Raw genomic sequence first — 15,065 nt, forward strand, 5'->3', positions numbered from 1 at the left:
GCCACAAGATGCTGGGCCGCCAGGCCGGCCGGGCCACCCGCGGCGGCATGGGCTTCGACTACATCCACTCCGCCGTCGACGACCACAGCCGCCTCGCCTACAGCGAGATCCACGCCGATGAGAAGGCCGCCACCTGCGCGGCCTTCCTGCGCCGGGCCGCGGCCTTCTTCGCCGCGTCGGGCATCGACCGCATCGAGCGGGTGCTGACCGACAACGCCTGGCCCTACCGCAAGAGCTTCGCCTGGCGACAGGCTCTGGCCGACCTCGGCGCGACCGGCAAGCTGACCCGCGCCTACCGGCCGCAGACCAACGGCAAGGTCGAACGCTTCAACCGCACCCTGCTCGAAGAATGGGCCTACCTACGGCCCTACACCAGCAACACCGAACGCACCGACGCCCTGACAGACTTCCTCCACACCTACAACCACCACCGCTGCCACACCGCACTCGGTGGCCACCCACCCATCAGCCGTGTGAACAACGCTGCGGGTCAATACACCTAGGTCGTGTCGGCAAAGTCCCGTCGTCCGCCCGCGGGGCAGGCGGGACTTTGCGGACACGGCCTAGCGTCGGAGCATGACCGAAACCGCGACCTGGCCGAACTGGGACGGCGAACCGGCCCACGTCGACGACCGCGTCCACGCCGGCGCCGCAGGAGACCCGTCATGACCGCGTTCGCCGACCTTCACCACGGCGACGAACCCCTCCTCCTCCCCAACGCCTGGGACCACGCCTCCGCGGCCGCCCTGGCTGCCCAGGGGTTCCGTGCGATCGGCACGACGAGCCTCGGCGTCGCCGCGGCGGCCGGGCTGCCGGACGGGACGTCGGAAACCCGCGACGAGACGCTGCGGCTCGCCCTCGCGCTCGGCTCGGGGCCGTATCTGCTCTCCGTTGACGCGGAGGACGGTTACAGCGAGGATCCGGACGAGGTGGGGGAGTTCGCCCGGGAGCTGGCCGCCGTTGGAGTCGTCGGCGTCAATCTGGAGGACCGCCTCGGCTCCACCGCACTGCACGCCGCGAAGATCGCCGCCGTCAAGTCGGCGGCACCCGGCCTCTTCGTCAACGCCCGCACCGACACTTACTGGCTGGGCGACGGAAAGGGGACGACGGATCGTCTCGACGCCTATCAACAGGCGGGTGCCGACGGGGTCTTCGTGCCGGGCCTCACCGAACCCCGCGAGATCGCCGACCTGGTGAAGCGCGTCGACGTCCCTCTCAACATCCTCTACAACCCCGCCGGCCCCACCGTCCCCCACCTCGCCGACCTCGGCGTCCGCCGCGTCAGTCTCGGTTCGCTGCTGTACCGGCGGGCGCTGGGCGCGGCGCTGGAGACGGCCCTGGACATCAGGGAGGGGCGGACGCCGGGCGGTGCCGTCCCCTCGTACGGCGCCGTGGACGGGCTGAGCCGCCAGGGCGATTCCGCTCACAGCGCGGGGACGTAGGTTCCTGTTACCGTTGACACTTTCCCGGGTATCAGACCCTTTGGACTCATCACCGGCGAGGGACCGAGGAACCATGACCATGGACATCCCCGGCGACAGGCGACTGGCGGCCGCCGTCGTGATGGACGACCAACTGCGGGTGCTTCTGGTGCGCCGCAGCGAGAAGGAGCGGTTCCTGCCACGGGTGTGGGGCGTTCCCTGCGGGAAGCTGGAGCCCGGTGAGAGCGCCGAGGACGGCGCGCTGCGGGAGCTGAAGGAAGAGACCGGGCTGCTCGGCGAAGTCGTCCGCAAGGTCGGCGAGTCGTCCTTCCTCAGTGACTTCCGAGGCCATGAGATCAAGAACTGGCAGGAGAACTTCCTTGTCAGGCCCTTGTCCACGGGGATCACGCTGCCCGAGCCCGACCAGGACGCCGCCTGGCTCGCCCGGGCCGAGCTGACGACGGTCGACATCGACGCGTACAACCTCGACATCGTCCGGCAGGCCTTCACTCAGCTCTGAGCCGCTCCGACAACTCCCGCAGCGCGTCCAGATACTCCGGCACCGCCAGCGGCACCTTCGCCACCGCGCCCGGATGCGAGCCCGCCGCCGTGAACACATCGGTCTGCCGCCGCCGCTCCGCGCCCGTCTCCAGGAACAGGGTCACCGTCGGCGCGTCCGTGTCGCACCAGGCCCGGTGCAGGGTGTGCGCGGGCAGGGCGTAGGAGCTGCCCGCCGCGTACTGTCCCACATGGGTCAGCCGCAGCCGCGCCGGACCGGCCGGCTCCAGCACCCAGTCCGCCGACCGTTGTGCCAGCGACTCCTCGTAGCGGGCCGCCGTGATTCCGCCGGCGCCTTCGTCGACCTCGTACAGCTCCATGGCCAGCCGGCCCCGTACGACATAAGAGGCCAGCGGCGAGCGGTGGTTGTGGATGTCCTCCTTGCCGATCGCGCCCGCGCCGGGATGCCACACGTGTGCGCGCAGCATCCGGCGCGGTCCGCCGTCGATCAGCAGCAGCTTGTCGAAGCCCAGGACATGACGGTACGACAGCCGCGCACAGCCCTCGGGATCCCCCTGTCCGTCGGCGAGTTCGGCGATCAGCCCGGGCAGCCGGTCGGGGGCGCCGAGTTCGGTGACCACGGCGCGTGCCGCGGCGACCAGTTCGTGCTCGGGCGGTTCACCGTCCAGCGTCCCGGTCAGCAGCCGCCGCGCCGCCACGACCTGCCGACCACCCATGCAATCGTCCTCCGACTCCCGCTCGCCCGACCCGGCTTCAGCCGTTCGGCTGGTACATCCATACGGCATGCGCGCGCAGCGCCGACAGCCCCTGATAGGTCATCCACATCGGCCGCCGCTGCTCGGCGCTGCCGCCCAGCCGCCAGAACCAGATGCCGTCCGTCTGCCCCGCCCACACCGCGGCGAGGGCGCCGTCCAGCCGTACCCGCCACTCGTCCTCCAGCCCGTCGGCACGGGCGATCTCCAGGGCACCCGGGCAGAGCAGGGCGCGGACCAGCCAGGAGGCGGTGAAGTGCCGTACGTTCAGCACCTCGTGGCGGGAGGGGTCGTCGGAGCGGGGGCGGCGTACCTCCTCGTGCAGGTTCTCCAGGTCCGGGCAGGTGTCGTGCGGTGCGTCCGGACAGGACAGCAGCCAGCGGACCCCGTCCTCGCGGGCGGCCCGCGCCCGGGCGGCGCGCGCGTCGCCGTCCTCGCCCAGGACCCGGGCCGCCCGGTCCAGGGCGACGACGGCCTGCGCGGTGTGCAGCGGGGACGGCCTGCCGTAGGGCGGCTGCAGCCGGTAGCCCCAGCAGCGCAGATGGTCGCGGCGCTGGTCGCTGATCGCGCCGTCCGCGAGGGCCTCGCGCAGCAGGGGCAGAATGTCGGAGCGGGGCGCGGCGCGCAGCAGCCCGCGCAGCACGGTCGTCACCACATGGGTCGACTCCCGTCCGGCTCGGTCGAGTTGACGGGTGAAGCCGCTGGTGCACCGGTCCACCTCCGCGGCCAGCCGCTCGGCGGACGTGCCGGCCCGGGCCAGCGCGCCCAGCACCAGAGCGGTGACCTCGGGGCGCGCCTCGGACCCCTGCGACCGCGCCGACCAGCCGCCGTCCGGGAGCCGCAGCCGCCACAGCGTGTCCACCAGGTCGCCGGTGCTCAGCCGGCCGTCGGGCACGCCCAGGTCGAGCATGATGTGCAGGCCGTACGCGGTGCCGACGGGGGTGGGCCGGGAGGGCGAGTCCTCGCCGAGGGAGTGCGGCCAGCCGGTGAGGCGCCCCTGTTCGGGGTCGTCGACGACGGACACCTGGTCGACGAGGGTGTCGTAGGCGGAGGCGAAGACCTTCGGGAGCGGGCCGGGCGCCCCCGGCGCCATCGCGGCGGTTCCCGCGGCGGGGAGCCGCGCGGGACCGGCGGCCGCCGCTGCCGCCCTGGCCCGCAGCAGTGCCGCCGCCAGCCAGGTCGCGACGAACGTGGCGAGGCCGCTGAGCCCGGCGATCACATACCGGGCGGCAGACCCGTCGAGGGAGTCGGGCAGCACAGTGAACAGGAACTGGAACACGCCGTACCCGGCGGCCGCACACCCGAGGCCGCCGAGCCAGCCGACGAACCGGGCCGGCGGTGAGTCGTCCGGGGGTTCCCCGCCGGGAGCGGGAGGTGGGGGGCCGGGCTGACGGTGCCTCAAGGGGCCGCGTCCTAGCTGCTGTTGGGACAAGACGCGCTCCCTCCCCCGTGATGGCGGCGTGTGACCGCCGCGAAGCCTCCAGTCTAAGTGGTCAGGGTGACAACTGGGGCGGCCGCCGGTCGTGCCCGTTCCGTGGCCAGTTCACGAGCGCCACGTGCAGGGCGTCGACCGCGCGCTCCCAGGACTCCCGTACGTCCCGTGGCGCGCCGAACGCGCCGGTGGACTCCAGCGCGCAGTAGCCGTGGAAGGTGCTGCGCAGCAGGCGGACCGCGTCGGTGAGGTCGGGTTCCTCCAGGCCGTAGGCGCGGAGCATGCCATAGGTGATCTCGGCGGTGCGGCGCATCGCGGGGGCGTCCGCGACCAGGGCCTGGTCAATCCGGATCTGGGTGGCCGCGTACCGCCCCGGGTGCTGCAGGGCGTACTCCCGGTAGGCGTCCGCGAAGGCGGCGAGCGCGTCCTTCCCGGCGCGCCCCGCCACCGCCGCGGCGATCCGGTCGATCATCTCCTCGCCGGCCAGCAGGGCGACCCGGGTCCGCAGGTCCCGCAGATTCCGCACGTGCGAGTACAGGCTCGCGTCCTTCACCCCGAAGTGCCGGGCCAGCGCGGACAGGCTGACGTTCTCGAACCCGACCTCGTCGGCGAGCTCGGCGGCGGCCGCGGCGAGCCGGTCGGCGGTGAGTCCTGCGCGGGCCATGGGGCGGCTGACCTCCGGATACGTGACCTGGCCTAGGTCGCGGACACGACCTAGGGCATCTAGGAGGAATCCTAGGCCGCCGGGCATTGGCGCCGTCGGTGATACGGCCCTTCCTCGGGCCGTCGACTTACTACCTTCGCTCCCCATGACTCACACCGAGATCGAGATCACCGCCGAGCTGGTCCGGGACCTGCTGCACGACCAGCACCCCGACCTCGCCGGACATCCCGTGCGGCTCGGCGCGCGGGGCTGGGACAACCAGCTGTGGCGGCTCGGCGACGACCTCGCGGTGCGGCTGCCCTGGGCCACGCCGACCGCGGACGAGCTGCTGCGCAAGGAACACGCGTGGCTGCCCGGCCTCGCCTCGCGGCTGCCCCTGCCGGTCCCGGTCCCGCAGCGCCTCGGCGAACCGTCCGAGCGGTTTCCGCGCCCCTGGATCGTCACCACCTGGGTACCGGGCTCGCCCGCCGACCGCGACCCCGTCACGCGCGGCGCGGACGCGGCCGACGCCCTGGCCGCCTTCCTGACGGCCCTTCACCGCCCCGCCCCCGAGGGCGCTCCCCGCGGCCGCGACCGCCGCGGGGGCGCACTGGCCGACCATGCCAAGGGGTTCGCCAAGGGGCTCGCCTCGGCCGTCGAGCTGGGGCTCATCCCGGATCCGGACGCCGTCCGCGCGGTCTGGGAGGACGCCGTCGCCGCGCCCGGGTGGGCGGGACCGGCCGTATGGCTGCACGGGGACCTGCATCCGGCCAACGTCGTCACGGCGGACGGCACCTTGTGCGGGGTGATCGACTTCGGTGAGCTGTGCGCGGGCGATCCGGCCTGCGATCTCGCCGCCGTCTGGAACCTGCTGCCGGACGGCGCCGCCGACCGCTGCCACGCCGCCTACCGGCCGGCCCCCGACGCCGCGACCCTGCGCCGTGCCCGCGGCTGGGCGCTGATCCGCGCGCTCGGCGGCCTCCTCGTCGGAGAGGCCGGGGTCAGGGGCCGCCCCGGAGGAAAGCCCAGTTGGGGCCCACCGGCACGGGCGGCACTGAGGCGCCTCACCGGCTAGGAGGTGCCTGCACCGCGGCGACGCGGGCCAACCTCAGCTCGGTCGTCGGCCGCTGGCGCACCTCCTTCAGCGCCCAGCCGTACTCGGCGGAGCGCTGCGCGGCGTGACCGGCGCCCACAGCACGGTACTTGCGCACGCCGAGGTCCATGTCCCGCTGGATCTTGTTGGCCGACCACTTGGCGAGCACGGCCTCGAGACGCGCCCGGTAGAAGGCGGCGTCGCCTTCGTGACGGAGCTCGGGCAAGGTGACGAACCAGCGGGGCCAGAACGGGACGACCCTCAGCACGGTGTCCATCAGCTTGTCGTATCCCTTCTCCACGCCGGGTATCAGGCTCAGCACCTCGATCACGAAGGCGAAGGCGATGAGCACCAGGAAGAGTGCTGCCCACAGGATCCAGTGCACCGGCGCGTACACCGTGGTGAGCAGGAACTGGCACGTCAGTCGAGCGGTGCCGCGGACAGGCAGGGGGTCCCAGGACGGGTCGCGGTGCATGAGCTTCTCTCAGGCGTGGGGACAGGGAGACAAGGGCCGTCGTATCACGGTGGCCGACCACATTGTGCAGCGCGCCGCGAACGGGCCCGCACTCAGCAGCGCTTGCCCTGCGTCAGTACCAGCGCCACGTCCTCCGCCCGCACCCTGAGCGCGTGCCGGGTGGTGTCCTCGCCCCGGGACGGGGCCGGGTCCCACAGCCATACGGTGTCGCCGCTCGCCTGGAAGGACAGCACCGGATGCCGGGTCGGGACGGGGCCGTTGATGACGGGCGTCCGGTCGCCCACGGGCTGGACGCAGACGAGTTCGGGGCGGATGCCGAAGTAGGCCGGGGGACGCCGGCCCTCGGCGGCCGCGTTCATCGTCCGGTCGGCCGCCCTGTCCAGGTCGTCCAGCGTGAGCTGCACGACCGTCAGGACCGCGACGATCCCCGACAGGATCAGCGCCAGCCGGAAGAACCCGCTGACGGGCGCCTGCACATTGAAGTGCCGCGCCCAGCCGGCCAGCGCGACGAGCATGAGGACGAACGCCACCGCCACCGCCAGCGGCCGGAACGCCACGGCGTACTGCCAGTAGAAGCCGACGTGCACCGCACCGGCCGGAACCCCGAACAGCTCCTCCAGGTAGAGGGCGTGCAGGAACGCCCCGACCCACGGCATGACGAACGGCAGCGGGGCCGCGAGCACGGGCAGGAACCAGTGCACGTTGCGGCTGAACCAGGAGGCGCTGAGCGCGTACCACAGCCCGATCAGCGTCAGCCCGATGCCCAGGACCCAGCCCAGCCCGGTGAGCAGCCCGGACAGCCCCGTGTCCTGGGAGCGCCCCCACATCCAGCCGAGGAGCGTCATGGCGGCTGTAAGGATCACCCCGCAGCCCAGCCGGACCAGCTTCGGCGGCGGTGCGTTCGAGGTCATCCACGCGCCCACCGGCCAGCAGACGGCGGCGGGCACCAGCAGCGCCGTGAGCCGCCACGGAGAGGTGAGGACGCCGACAAGGATGCCGCTCGCGACGCAGACCAGCACGGTCGCGGAGATCACCGCGATCGTCCCCGCGTCGCGACGCGGGTCGGCCGCCCCGGTCCCCGACGCACGAGGTCCCATCGACCGGCGTATGTCGTGCGTGTCGGGGTCGAAGGGTGGCCCGCCGATGTTGCGCGCGGCCAACTCCGCAAGCGCCTGGTCCCGTTGCTCGTCGGAGTACTCCCCGCGCAGATGCAGGGTGTGCCGTACGTCCCGCCCGCCGACGGCGATCCAGTGCTCGGCCAGCCACCGCAGGACCGGGCGCAGGTCGTCCGGCACCCTGCGGTGCACGTGGTAAGTGGTCTGGCGCTCGGCCGACTTGGCGGGAATCAGCTTGCTCTCCCGCACCCACAGGTCGAGCTTGCGCCGCCCTGCGAGCGACGTGAGCCGCTCGACCGCCGTCGGCCGAGCGGTCCACCGGGAGCCGTGGACGGGGATCTCGACGACGAGCCCGGCGTACCCGTCGTCGGCGGTGACCGAGTCCCCGTCCCGTGCGGGCCGCACCCCCCACCCCTGGGCGGCGAACACGCCGGTCGCCAGCTCCAGTTCGTCCTGGTCGTCACGGACCTCGACGACCAGGCGAACCCTGCGGTTGTACGGTCCCTGTGGCTCCGGCGTCACCGGGGAAGTCTCGCACCGTCAGCCGATCGGCGCGTACAGCACCCCCAGCTTGTCGATCTCCTCGCCCGACCGCCCGGTGAAGCCGACGATCTGCCAGCCGGACGGTGCCGTGAAGGTCTTCGTGCTCGATGTCGCCGTTCCGGCGGACAGCGTGCGGCCCTTGTCGGTCGTGAACGACGCCGAGAAGATCCTCGTGCGCCCGTCCTTCTGGCCCTGCGTCAGCTTTACGGCGGTGAGGTGCTCGCCGGAGGCCAGGGTCAGGGAGGCGGCGGTGCCGCCCGTGCCGCCGTGGGTGAGGGTCGTGCCGCCGTCGTGGGTCAGCGACACCGCGTCCAGACGGGAGGCGCCGCGCAGGGTCAGGGTGCGGGGCGCGGGCGTGTTCGGCAGGTCGTCGGCGTCGTTGAAGGCGGTGCCGTGCGGGCCGCCGAAGAAGTCGCTCGCCTTCAGGGCGGAGTCGAGGGTGTAGGAGAAGTCGACCGTGTGCGGGAAGTGGTCGGAGAGGTGCTTGCCGTCCGAGCGGAGGAACGTGGCCCAGTCGTTGTTGTAGCGGGTGGCGTTCAGGTTCAGCAGCTCGCTGCCGCGGTAGAGGACCTTGTCCACGACCTCGCAGTCGTTCGTCGGAGCCGCGGCGTCGCACAGGAGCGCGTCGCTGCCCGCCGCCGGGGGCGTGCCGCCCTTGACCAGCCGCACCCAGGCGTCCGTCAATCCGTTCTCGCTGACGAGCGTGCGGATGTTGTCGCCGGTGCGGGTGTAACGGGTGTTGGTGTCGCCCATGACGATCACCGCGTTGCCGGACGAGTTGGCCTGGATGAAGTCCGACAGCTGCTCCACGTTGGCGCGGCGGGCGGCGAGCGCCGCGTCGTCGGAGTCGGCGTTGGTGTGGACGTTGTAGAGGTCGACGAACACGCCCTCGGCGAGGCGCACGCGGGCAAGGGAGAAGCCCTTGGGTGTCAGGCAGTTCGTGCCCGTGCAGTTGTTCCACTTCACCCGCTGAAAGTCCTCGAAGGCGAAGTCGGACAGGGTGTTCATGCCGTCGCCGATACCCGCCCCGCCGCTGGTCGCGGTGCGGTACGGGTGGGCGTCGTTGGCGTACAGCGAGGCGTGGTAGTTGAAGTCCTCCTGGACGTTGACGATGTCGTACGGCGCGAGGCGCTGCCCGATGAGCGGAGTGTTCGTCTCGGGGTCGCTGTCGCCGAGTCCGAGGGGAAGACCGGCGATGTTGTACGTCAGGACGTTGAAGGTGCCGGAGGTGGCGGCCGCCGCGGGCGTGGCCGCTGTGGTGGTGAGGCCGGTGAGGGCGAGCGCGGCCGCCGCGAGGGTGCCGATCAGTCGTCTCATGGTGGGGGTGTCTCCTGAGGGGGTGGCAAGAAGGTGAGCGCTGCTCAGGTTCGGTGTCAACCAGGGTGACGTACAAGGGCCGTTGGGGAAACAGTGAGGGACGTGACGTTCCGCCGTGTCCGGGGCACCCGGCGGCCACTCACCGCTCGTTCAACGTTCATGTTTCGCCTTGATCCTCCACAGGCGGCGCAGAAGCGCCGGAGAAGGCGGCCGCGGACAGCAGTCGTAGAAGGCAGCGGCAAGGGGAGGCGTTCATGGGGCACGGGCACACGCACGGTCATCATCACCACCACGGGCACGGGCACGGGCACGACCACGCGCACGACGAGGCGGCGTCCGGCGCCCTGCCCGCAGCCTTCGACACCTCCGTCCCCGACGAGGCCCTGACCCCCGAGCAGCAGTCCCGCCGCACCCTGCTGCGCCGGGCCGGCCTGCTGGGCGCCGGGCTGGCCGCCGGCAGCGTCGTCGCCCCGACCCCGGCCGCCGCCTCCGCTCCGACCGAGTCCCCCGCCTCCGGCGGCCGCCGCACGAACGGCTTCCTGTGGCTGGCCGGCGACCACCACATCCACACCCAGTACAGCAGCGACGGCAAGTACCGCGTCGTCGACCAGGTCCGTCAGGGCGCCAAGCACGGTATGGACTGGTTGGTCATCACCGACCACGGCAGCGCGACCCACGCCAAGATCGGCGTCGAGAAGGTCAACCCGGACATCCAGGCGGCCCGCGCCGCCTACGAGGACACCCTCGTCTTCCAGGGCCTGGAGTGGAACATCCCGGCCGCCGAGCACGGCACCGTCTTCGTGCACCCGGGCAAGAACGAGGTGTCCGTCCTCAAGCAGTTCGAGACCGACTACGACGGCAGCGTCAAGGGCGCCGGCGACTCGACGCCCGCCAACGAGGCCCTCGCCATCGCGGGCCTGAACTTCCTCGCCGAGCAGGTCGAGCGGCGCAAGGTCAGGGACGCGCTGATGCTCGCCAACCACCCGGCGCGCCGCGGTGTCGACTCCCCGCACGAGATCCGCGGCTGGCGCGACGCGGGCCGCACCCGCCAGATCGCCGTCGGCTTCGAGGGCGCCCCCGGCCACCAGGCGGCCGGCCTGCCCGCCCCGCTCGGCATGGCCCGCGCCCGCGGCATCTACGACAACAACCCCAGCGCCAACTCCTTCCCCGGCTACCCGCTGGAGAGCTACCGCACCTGGGGCGGCTTCGACTGGATGACCTCGACCGTCGGCGGCCTGTGGGACAGCCTCCTCGCCGAGGGCAAGCCGTGGTGGATCACCGCCAACTCCGACTCCCACCAGGTGTACACGGACACCGCGGTGCGCGGCACGGGCGGCGACTTCGCCACCGACGGCCGCTACCCCGACCCCGTCTACGGCGGCAAGATCGACATCACCCAGGGCGACTACTGGCCCGGCCAGTACAGCCGTACGCACGTCGGCTCCGACGGCTTCTCCTACGCCGCCGTCATGGACGGCATCCGCGCGGGCCGCATCTGGGTCGACCACGGGCAGCTCATCAGCGCCCTCGACGTCCGCGTGACCGGTGGCCGCCGCTGGGCCACGCTCGGCGGCGCGCTGCACGTCCGCAAGGGCACGAACGTCACGCTGACGGTCGACGTGACGCCGGCCGGCGGCCCCAACTGGGCGGGTTTCGTCCCGAAGCTGGCCCGGGTGGACGTCATCCAGGGTGACGTCACCGGCCCGGTCGCCGACAAGGACACCTTCACCGCGCCGACGGCCAAGGTGGTCAAGTCGTACGAGGTGAACAAGTCGACCGGCACGGTCCGCCTCACCTACGACCTCGGCAAGGTCGACCACCCCGTCTACGTCCGCCTGCGCGGCACCGACGGCAACCGCACCGCCGTCGGCCCGATGGGCGCCGCCGTCGACCCGGCCGGCCCGGCCATCGACGTCGTCGGCGACGCCGACCCCTGGCGCGACCTGTGGTTCTACACCAACCCGGTGTGGGTCCTGCCCTCGTGACGACGTACGCCCTGACGGTGGACACGGAGGTCCGGGACCTCCGCGCGGCCGACCACCTGCTCCGTACGCTGGCGGCCGAACTCGCCCTCCCCGAGGGCGCGTTCGGCTGCACCCACCTGGTGCGGGGAGAGCGCCCACGGGTGGTCCTCTCCCTCACCCTCCCGTCCGAGCCGCTCCTGCGTACCGCCCAGGAGCGGCTCACCGCCCGGGGGCACGAGGTGGCGCCCGGTTCGCCGGACGCGGTGGGCCGGGCGGTGATCTACCCGGGCGTCTCGGCGCTGACCGGCACCCTGACGGTCGCGGACCTGCTCACCCGCTCGGCGATCGACCGCGTCACGGTCCTGGGCACCCCCGGCCGACCTACCCCGGACACGCGGCTGGTGACCGGCGACCACGTACGCCCGCAGTGGCAGGACGGCGAACTGGTCCTGACCGCCATGCCCGCTGTGGGCGGCGCCCTCGTGCCCTTCGAGGTGCCGGATCCGACGCCGTGCTGCGCGGACCACTGAAGCGGGCGACGGGAGACGGGCGGCGGGGGGCGGACCGCGGGAGACGGACGACGGGAGGCGGTCGAGCGGACCCTCTGACTCGACATCCCACGGGGGCAAGGCCTCAGGAGGGTCCCTGGTCACGGCCGCGATCGGCGGGACGTTGTCCCTGCTGTGGCTGCTGCCCTTGCGGATTCCCGGCATCCGCCCCCTCGACGGCTTCCTGCCGCCCACCTCCGCCGAACCCCCGGCCGAGGCCGCTGGATTGAGCCCGTGTTCCGGGGGCAAGAGCGCGGAGACGTGCTTTCTGGGGCGCCGCCAACCCTCGTAAAGGTGGCCGGGGTCCGAGCGCGTTCGAGGTCTCAGGTTCGTTGTCCCAATCCGACGGGGGACGGATGACGTACAGGGCACGACACGGATGACGCACGAGGCACGACGCGGGAGGGACGCCGACAGCGGGACACCCCGCGACCGGTCGCCGGGCGGCTTCCCGCGCCCCCTCTGGCGGCAGCGCGACGAGCTCCGCCTCCTGCTCCCGTCCGCCTGCGGTGACACCCCCTTCTGCGGCCGGCACCCAGGGCTGCCGGCCGCAGAAGGGGCTCAGGAAACTGCCGCCTCCGTCATCCGTTGACGCCGGTGTAGTGCCGCAGACTCCACCGCCAAAGCAGCCGCGCCGCGAGGTACGCCAGCACGCCCAGCAGCGGGGAGGCCGCCGCCAGCCAGTACGGCACGATGGTGTCGTGGCCGTGACCGGTCAGCACCGCCGCCGGGAAGTACGCGACGAACGCGAGCGGGAGGCCGTACGTGAGGAAGCCGCCCACCGCCCTGGGCAGCACGTTCAGCGGGTAGCTGCCGAACGTGCCGAGGAGTTCCTCCAGCCAGCGGCCCCAGTAGTCGGCGGCCAGGAAGCGGAGCGCCGCGGAGGCCACCACCGTGAACAGGGCCGCCTCCAGGAGCATGCCGCCGAGCACGGCCGCGACCAGGTACGTGATCCGGCCCGCCGTCCAGTCGAGATCACTGCGCGACAGCGCGCCCACCATCAGCCCCGCCGCGACCGTCAGATCACCGATGGCGTTGGTGGGGAAGTAGTCCAGCTGGACCTGGCGGTGGACCGGCATGGGGCGCAGCAGGTAGGTGTCGATCCTGCCCTCCTGGATCTGCCGGCCCGCCCAGTGCATCCGCCCCAGGAACAGCACGAACAGCCCGTGCGCCAGCATCCGCGTCGCCGGGATCAGCAGCACGTCGGAGCTGTCCCAGCCGCCCATCCCGGTGAACCGGGTCAGCAGCACCGTCGCGAACACGATCACCGACACCTGCCAGACCGCGCCGATCGCGACCATCATCAGGAACTCGGTGCGGTACTCCAGCTGCGCGCGGAAGTTGAGGGCGGTGATGCGCCACACGATGCGCAGAGCCTTCAGTGACATCTCAGCCTCCCTGAGAGATCACGCGCCGCGCGGCCTGCCGCCACACCCACCGGGTGAACAGCGCCAGCACCAGCACCCAGCCGGCCTGAACGGCGAGCTGAAATGCCGCGTCCGACAACGGAATCCGGCCCACGTACAGCGACAGCGGCACGCTCAGCGTCGCCTGGAAGGGCAGGAAGGCGCTCATCGTGATGAACCAGTCCGGGAAGAACCACAGCGGCGCGTACACCCCGGCCAGCAGGTTCTGCGCGAAGAGGAGGATCAGCATCGCGGCGTTGTTGCGGAGCGTGAAGAAGCACAGCTGGTCCAGGACGAGCATGACGTAGTACAGGACCCACTGGCCCAGCAGCATGCTCAGCAGGAACACCCCGGCCACCGCGGCGGACTCCGGTGGCCGCACGACTCCCACGGCCAGGCAGACCGCGTAGCCGCCCAGCGCCCACGCCAGCCCGTAGAGCTGTTCGCCGAGGGCGCGCAGGGCGTAGTAGCGCTGCGGCGGCAGGGGGCGCAGGTACCAGTAGACGATGGTGCCGAGCTGCATGTGCTGCAGCACCATGTCGCGGCCCGTGTGCTGGTCCAACTCCCTGAGCCGGGAGGCGAGTACGGCGAGCACGGCGTACGTCACCGCCTGGTCCCGGTCGAGTCCGGCGGTGGTACCGCTCTGGGAGTACAGGCCGCGCCACAGCGACCACACCAGCACCACCTGCACGGCCAGCCGGATCAGGACGGCGGTCATGCGGGGCGGGGCGTACAGCTCGCCGAGCGGGGTGACGCGGGCCGCGCGCCAGGCGTGCAGGACCGCCATGTCAGGCCCCTTCCGCGGCGGCGCCCGCCTGGACGTACGCGGCCCGCATCACGTCTTCGAGGTCCGCTTCGTCGATGCCGATGTCGGTCACCTCGAACCGCTCGATGACCGCCTTCAGCGCCTGGTGCACGGTCGGCGCGTCCGGCCCGTCGGGGCCGAAGACCACCCGCGGGCCGTCGTGCCGCAGCAGAGCGATGCCCGCGGGCGGTACGACGTCGGTGTGCGGGTCGGCGAGCGTGGCCCGTACCTGCCAGGTCGAGCCGAACTTGCGGCGGATCTCGTCCAGGGTGCCGTCGAGCATCAGCCGCCCGTGGTTGATCAGCACGACGCGCTCGGCGAGCCGCTCCACCTCGGTCATGTCGTGCGTGGTGAGCAGGACCGTACGGCCGCGCTCCTCCACCTGGTTGCGCAAAAACTCCCGCACCTGCTCCTTCACGACCACGTCCATGCCGATGGTCGGCTCGTCGAGGAAGACGACGGGCGGGTCGTGCAGCAGGGCGGCGGCCAGGTCGGAGCGGACGCGCTGGCCGAGGGAGAGATGGCGGACCCGGGTGTCCCAGAAGGAGGAGAGGTCGAGGAGGTCGTCGAACTCCTTCAGCCGCGCCGCGTGTTCGGCCTTCGGCACCTCGTAGATGTCCCGCAGGATCGCGAACGACTCGCGCACCGGGAGGTCCCACCACAGCTGGGTGCGCTGCCCGAACACGGCGCCGATGTTGCGGGCGTTGCGCTCCCGCTCCTCGTACGGCACCACGCCCGCGACGCGGGCCTCGCCGGAGGTGGGGGTGAGGATGCCGGTGAGCATCTTGATGGTGGTGGACTTGCCGGCGCCGTTCGGGCCGAGCAGGGCGAGGAGTTCGCCCGGGGCGACGGAGAAGGTCACGTCGGAGACGGCGTGCTTCGCGACGCGCTCGGGGTTGACGAGTGAGCGCAGGGCGCCCGCGAAGCCGGGGCGGCGGACGGTGGTGTGGAAGGTTCGGGAGAGACCGCGAACCTCGATACTGCCAATCAAGTGACATCAGCTCCCTTGCCACGGAAAACAGGTTGCGGCCG

Annotated in this window: 15 protein-coding genes; 6 read left to right on the plus strand and 9 right to left on the minus strand. The window is 72.1% G+C overall.

Translation table 11 applies throughout. The features are described from left to right. The 3 genes from ACIBAG_RS25120 to ACIBAG_RS25130 form a co-directional block, all read left to right on the plus strand. Positions 1-503 (plus strand): integrase core domain-containing protein (locus ACIBAG_RS25120; RefSeq protein WP_399107745.1); only part of this gene is annotated, 503 nt, incomplete at its 5' end. 162 nt (positions 504-665) lie between these two features. Beyond that, on the plus strand, positions 666-1,442 hold the full coding sequence (locus tag ACIBAG_RS25125) for an isocitrate lyase/phosphoenolpyruvate mutase family protein (protein WP_399107746.1): 777 nt from the start codon (positions 666-668) through the stop codon (positions 1,440-1,442). Between the two features lie 73 nt (positions 1,443-1,515). Continuing rightward, positions 1,516-1,941 carry an NUDIX hydrolase gene (locus ACIBAG_RS25130; RefSeq protein ID WP_399107747.1) on the plus strand — a complete coding sequence of 142 codons (426 nt, stop codon included), beginning with the start codon at positions 1,516-1,518 and terminating at the stop codon, positions 1,939-1,941. Here ACIBAG_RS25130 and ACIBAG_RS25135 read toward each other — a convergent pair. The 3 genes from ACIBAG_RS25135 to ACIBAG_RS25145 all read right to left on the minus strand — a co-directional run bounded on the left by ACIBAG_RS25135 (position 1,928) and on the right by ACIBAG_RS25145 (position 4,788). Continuing rightward, a complete protein-coding gene (locus ACIBAG_RS25135) occupies positions 1,928-2,656 on the minus strand; it encodes a hypothetical protein (RefSeq protein ID WP_399107748.1) in 729 nt (242 codons plus the stop codon). The two genes, ACIBAG_RS25130 and ACIBAG_RS25135, sit on opposite strands and share 14 nt — an antisense overlap. Before the next feature lie 37 nt (positions 2,657-2,693). Next, positions 2,694-4,094: a hypothetical protein gene (locus tag ACIBAG_RS25140; protein WP_399107749.1), complete on the minus strand. Its 1,401-nt coding sequence runs from the start codon at positions 4,092-4,094 to the stop codon at positions 2,694-2,696. Positions 4,095-4,185: 91 nt separating this feature from the next. After that, the gene (locus ACIBAG_RS25145) at positions 4,186-4,788 is read right to left on the minus strand and encodes a TetR-like C-terminal domain-containing protein (protein WP_399107750.1); all 603 of its coding nucleotides are present in this window, start codon (positions 4,786-4,788) and stop codon (positions 4,186-4,188) included. Between the two features lie 145 nt (positions 4,789-4,933). On the opposite strand from ACIBAG_RS25145, the gene ACIBAG_RS25150 reads away from it, so the two are divergent. Further along, positions 4,934-5,842 (plus strand): aminoglycoside phosphotransferase family protein, encoded by a 909-nt coding sequence (locus ACIBAG_RS25150; protein WP_399107751.1) that lies wholly within the window; start codon positions 4,934-4,936, stop codon positions 5,840-5,842. On the opposite strand, the gene ACIBAG_RS25155 is transcribed toward ACIBAG_RS25150, so the two are convergent. The 3 genes from ACIBAG_RS25155 to ACIBAG_RS25165 all read right to left on the minus strand — a co-directional run bounded on the left by ACIBAG_RS25155 (position 5,832) and on the right by ACIBAG_RS25165 (position 9,310). Then, complete coding sequence (locus ACIBAG_RS25155; RefSeq protein WP_399107752.1) at positions 5,832-6,335, minus strand: hypothetical protein; 504 nt, start codon at positions 6,333-6,335, stop codon at positions 5,832-5,834. The genes ACIBAG_RS25150 and ACIBAG_RS25155 overlap by 11 nt on opposite strands. A gap of 92 nt (positions 6,336-6,427) precedes the next feature. Continuing rightward, positions 6,428-7,972, minus strand: coding sequence for a hypothetical protein (locus tag ACIBAG_RS25160; RefSeq protein WP_399107753.1), 1,545 nt, complete (start codon positions 7,970-7,972; stop codon positions 6,428-6,430). 18 nt (positions 7,973-7,990) lie between these two features. Continuing rightward, complete coding sequence (locus ACIBAG_RS25165) at positions 7,991-9,310, minus strand: jacalin-like lectin (RefSeq protein WP_399107754.1); 1,320 nt, start codon at positions 9,308-9,310, stop codon at positions 7,991-7,993. Between the two features lie 254 nt (positions 9,311-9,564). Here ACIBAG_RS25165 and ACIBAG_RS25170 point away from each other — a divergent pair, with 254 nt between their 5' ends. Further along, the gene (locus tag ACIBAG_RS25170) at positions 9,565-11,295 is read left to right on the plus strand and encodes a PHP domain-containing protein (protein ID WP_399107755.1); all 1,731 of its coding nucleotides are present in this window, start codon (positions 9,565-9,567) and stop codon (positions 11,293-11,295) included. Beyond that, positions 11,277-11,804 (plus strand): hypothetical protein, encoded by a 528-nt coding sequence (locus ACIBAG_RS25175; RefSeq protein WP_399107756.1) that lies wholly within the window; start codon positions 11,277-11,279, stop codon positions 11,802-11,804. Before ACIBAG_RS25170 ends, ACIBAG_RS25175 begins: the two co-directional genes overlap by 19 nt. A 599-nt stretch (positions 11,805-12,403) precedes the next feature. Here ACIBAG_RS25175 and ACIBAG_RS25180 read toward each other — a convergent pair. The 3 genes from ACIBAG_RS25180 to ACIBAG_RS25190 are packed head-to-tail and all read right to left on the minus strand — an operon-like array spanning position 12,404 to position 15,024. After that, entirely contained in the window at positions 12,404-13,210 is an 807-nt protein-coding gene (locus ACIBAG_RS25180) for an ABC transporter permease (protein ID WP_399107757.1), read from the minus strand. Position 13,211: 1 nt separating this feature from the next. Next, entirely contained in the window at positions 13,212-14,015 is an 804-nt protein-coding gene (locus ACIBAG_RS25185) for an ABC transporter permease (protein WP_399107758.1), read from the minus strand. Between the two features lies 1 nt (position 14,016). After that, on the minus strand, positions 14,017-15,024 hold the full coding sequence (locus tag ACIBAG_RS25190) for an ATP-binding cassette domain-containing protein (protein WP_399107759.1): 1,008 nt from the start codon (positions 15,022-15,024) through the stop codon (positions 14,017-14,019). Between the last annotated feature and the right edge of the window lie 41 nt (positions 15,025-15,065).

This window comes from Streptomyces sp. NPDC051243 (assembly GCF_044455405.1).
In the GTDB taxonomy this organism is placed as follows: Bacteria; Actinomycetota; Actinomycetes; order Streptomycetales; family Streptomycetaceae; genus Streptomyces.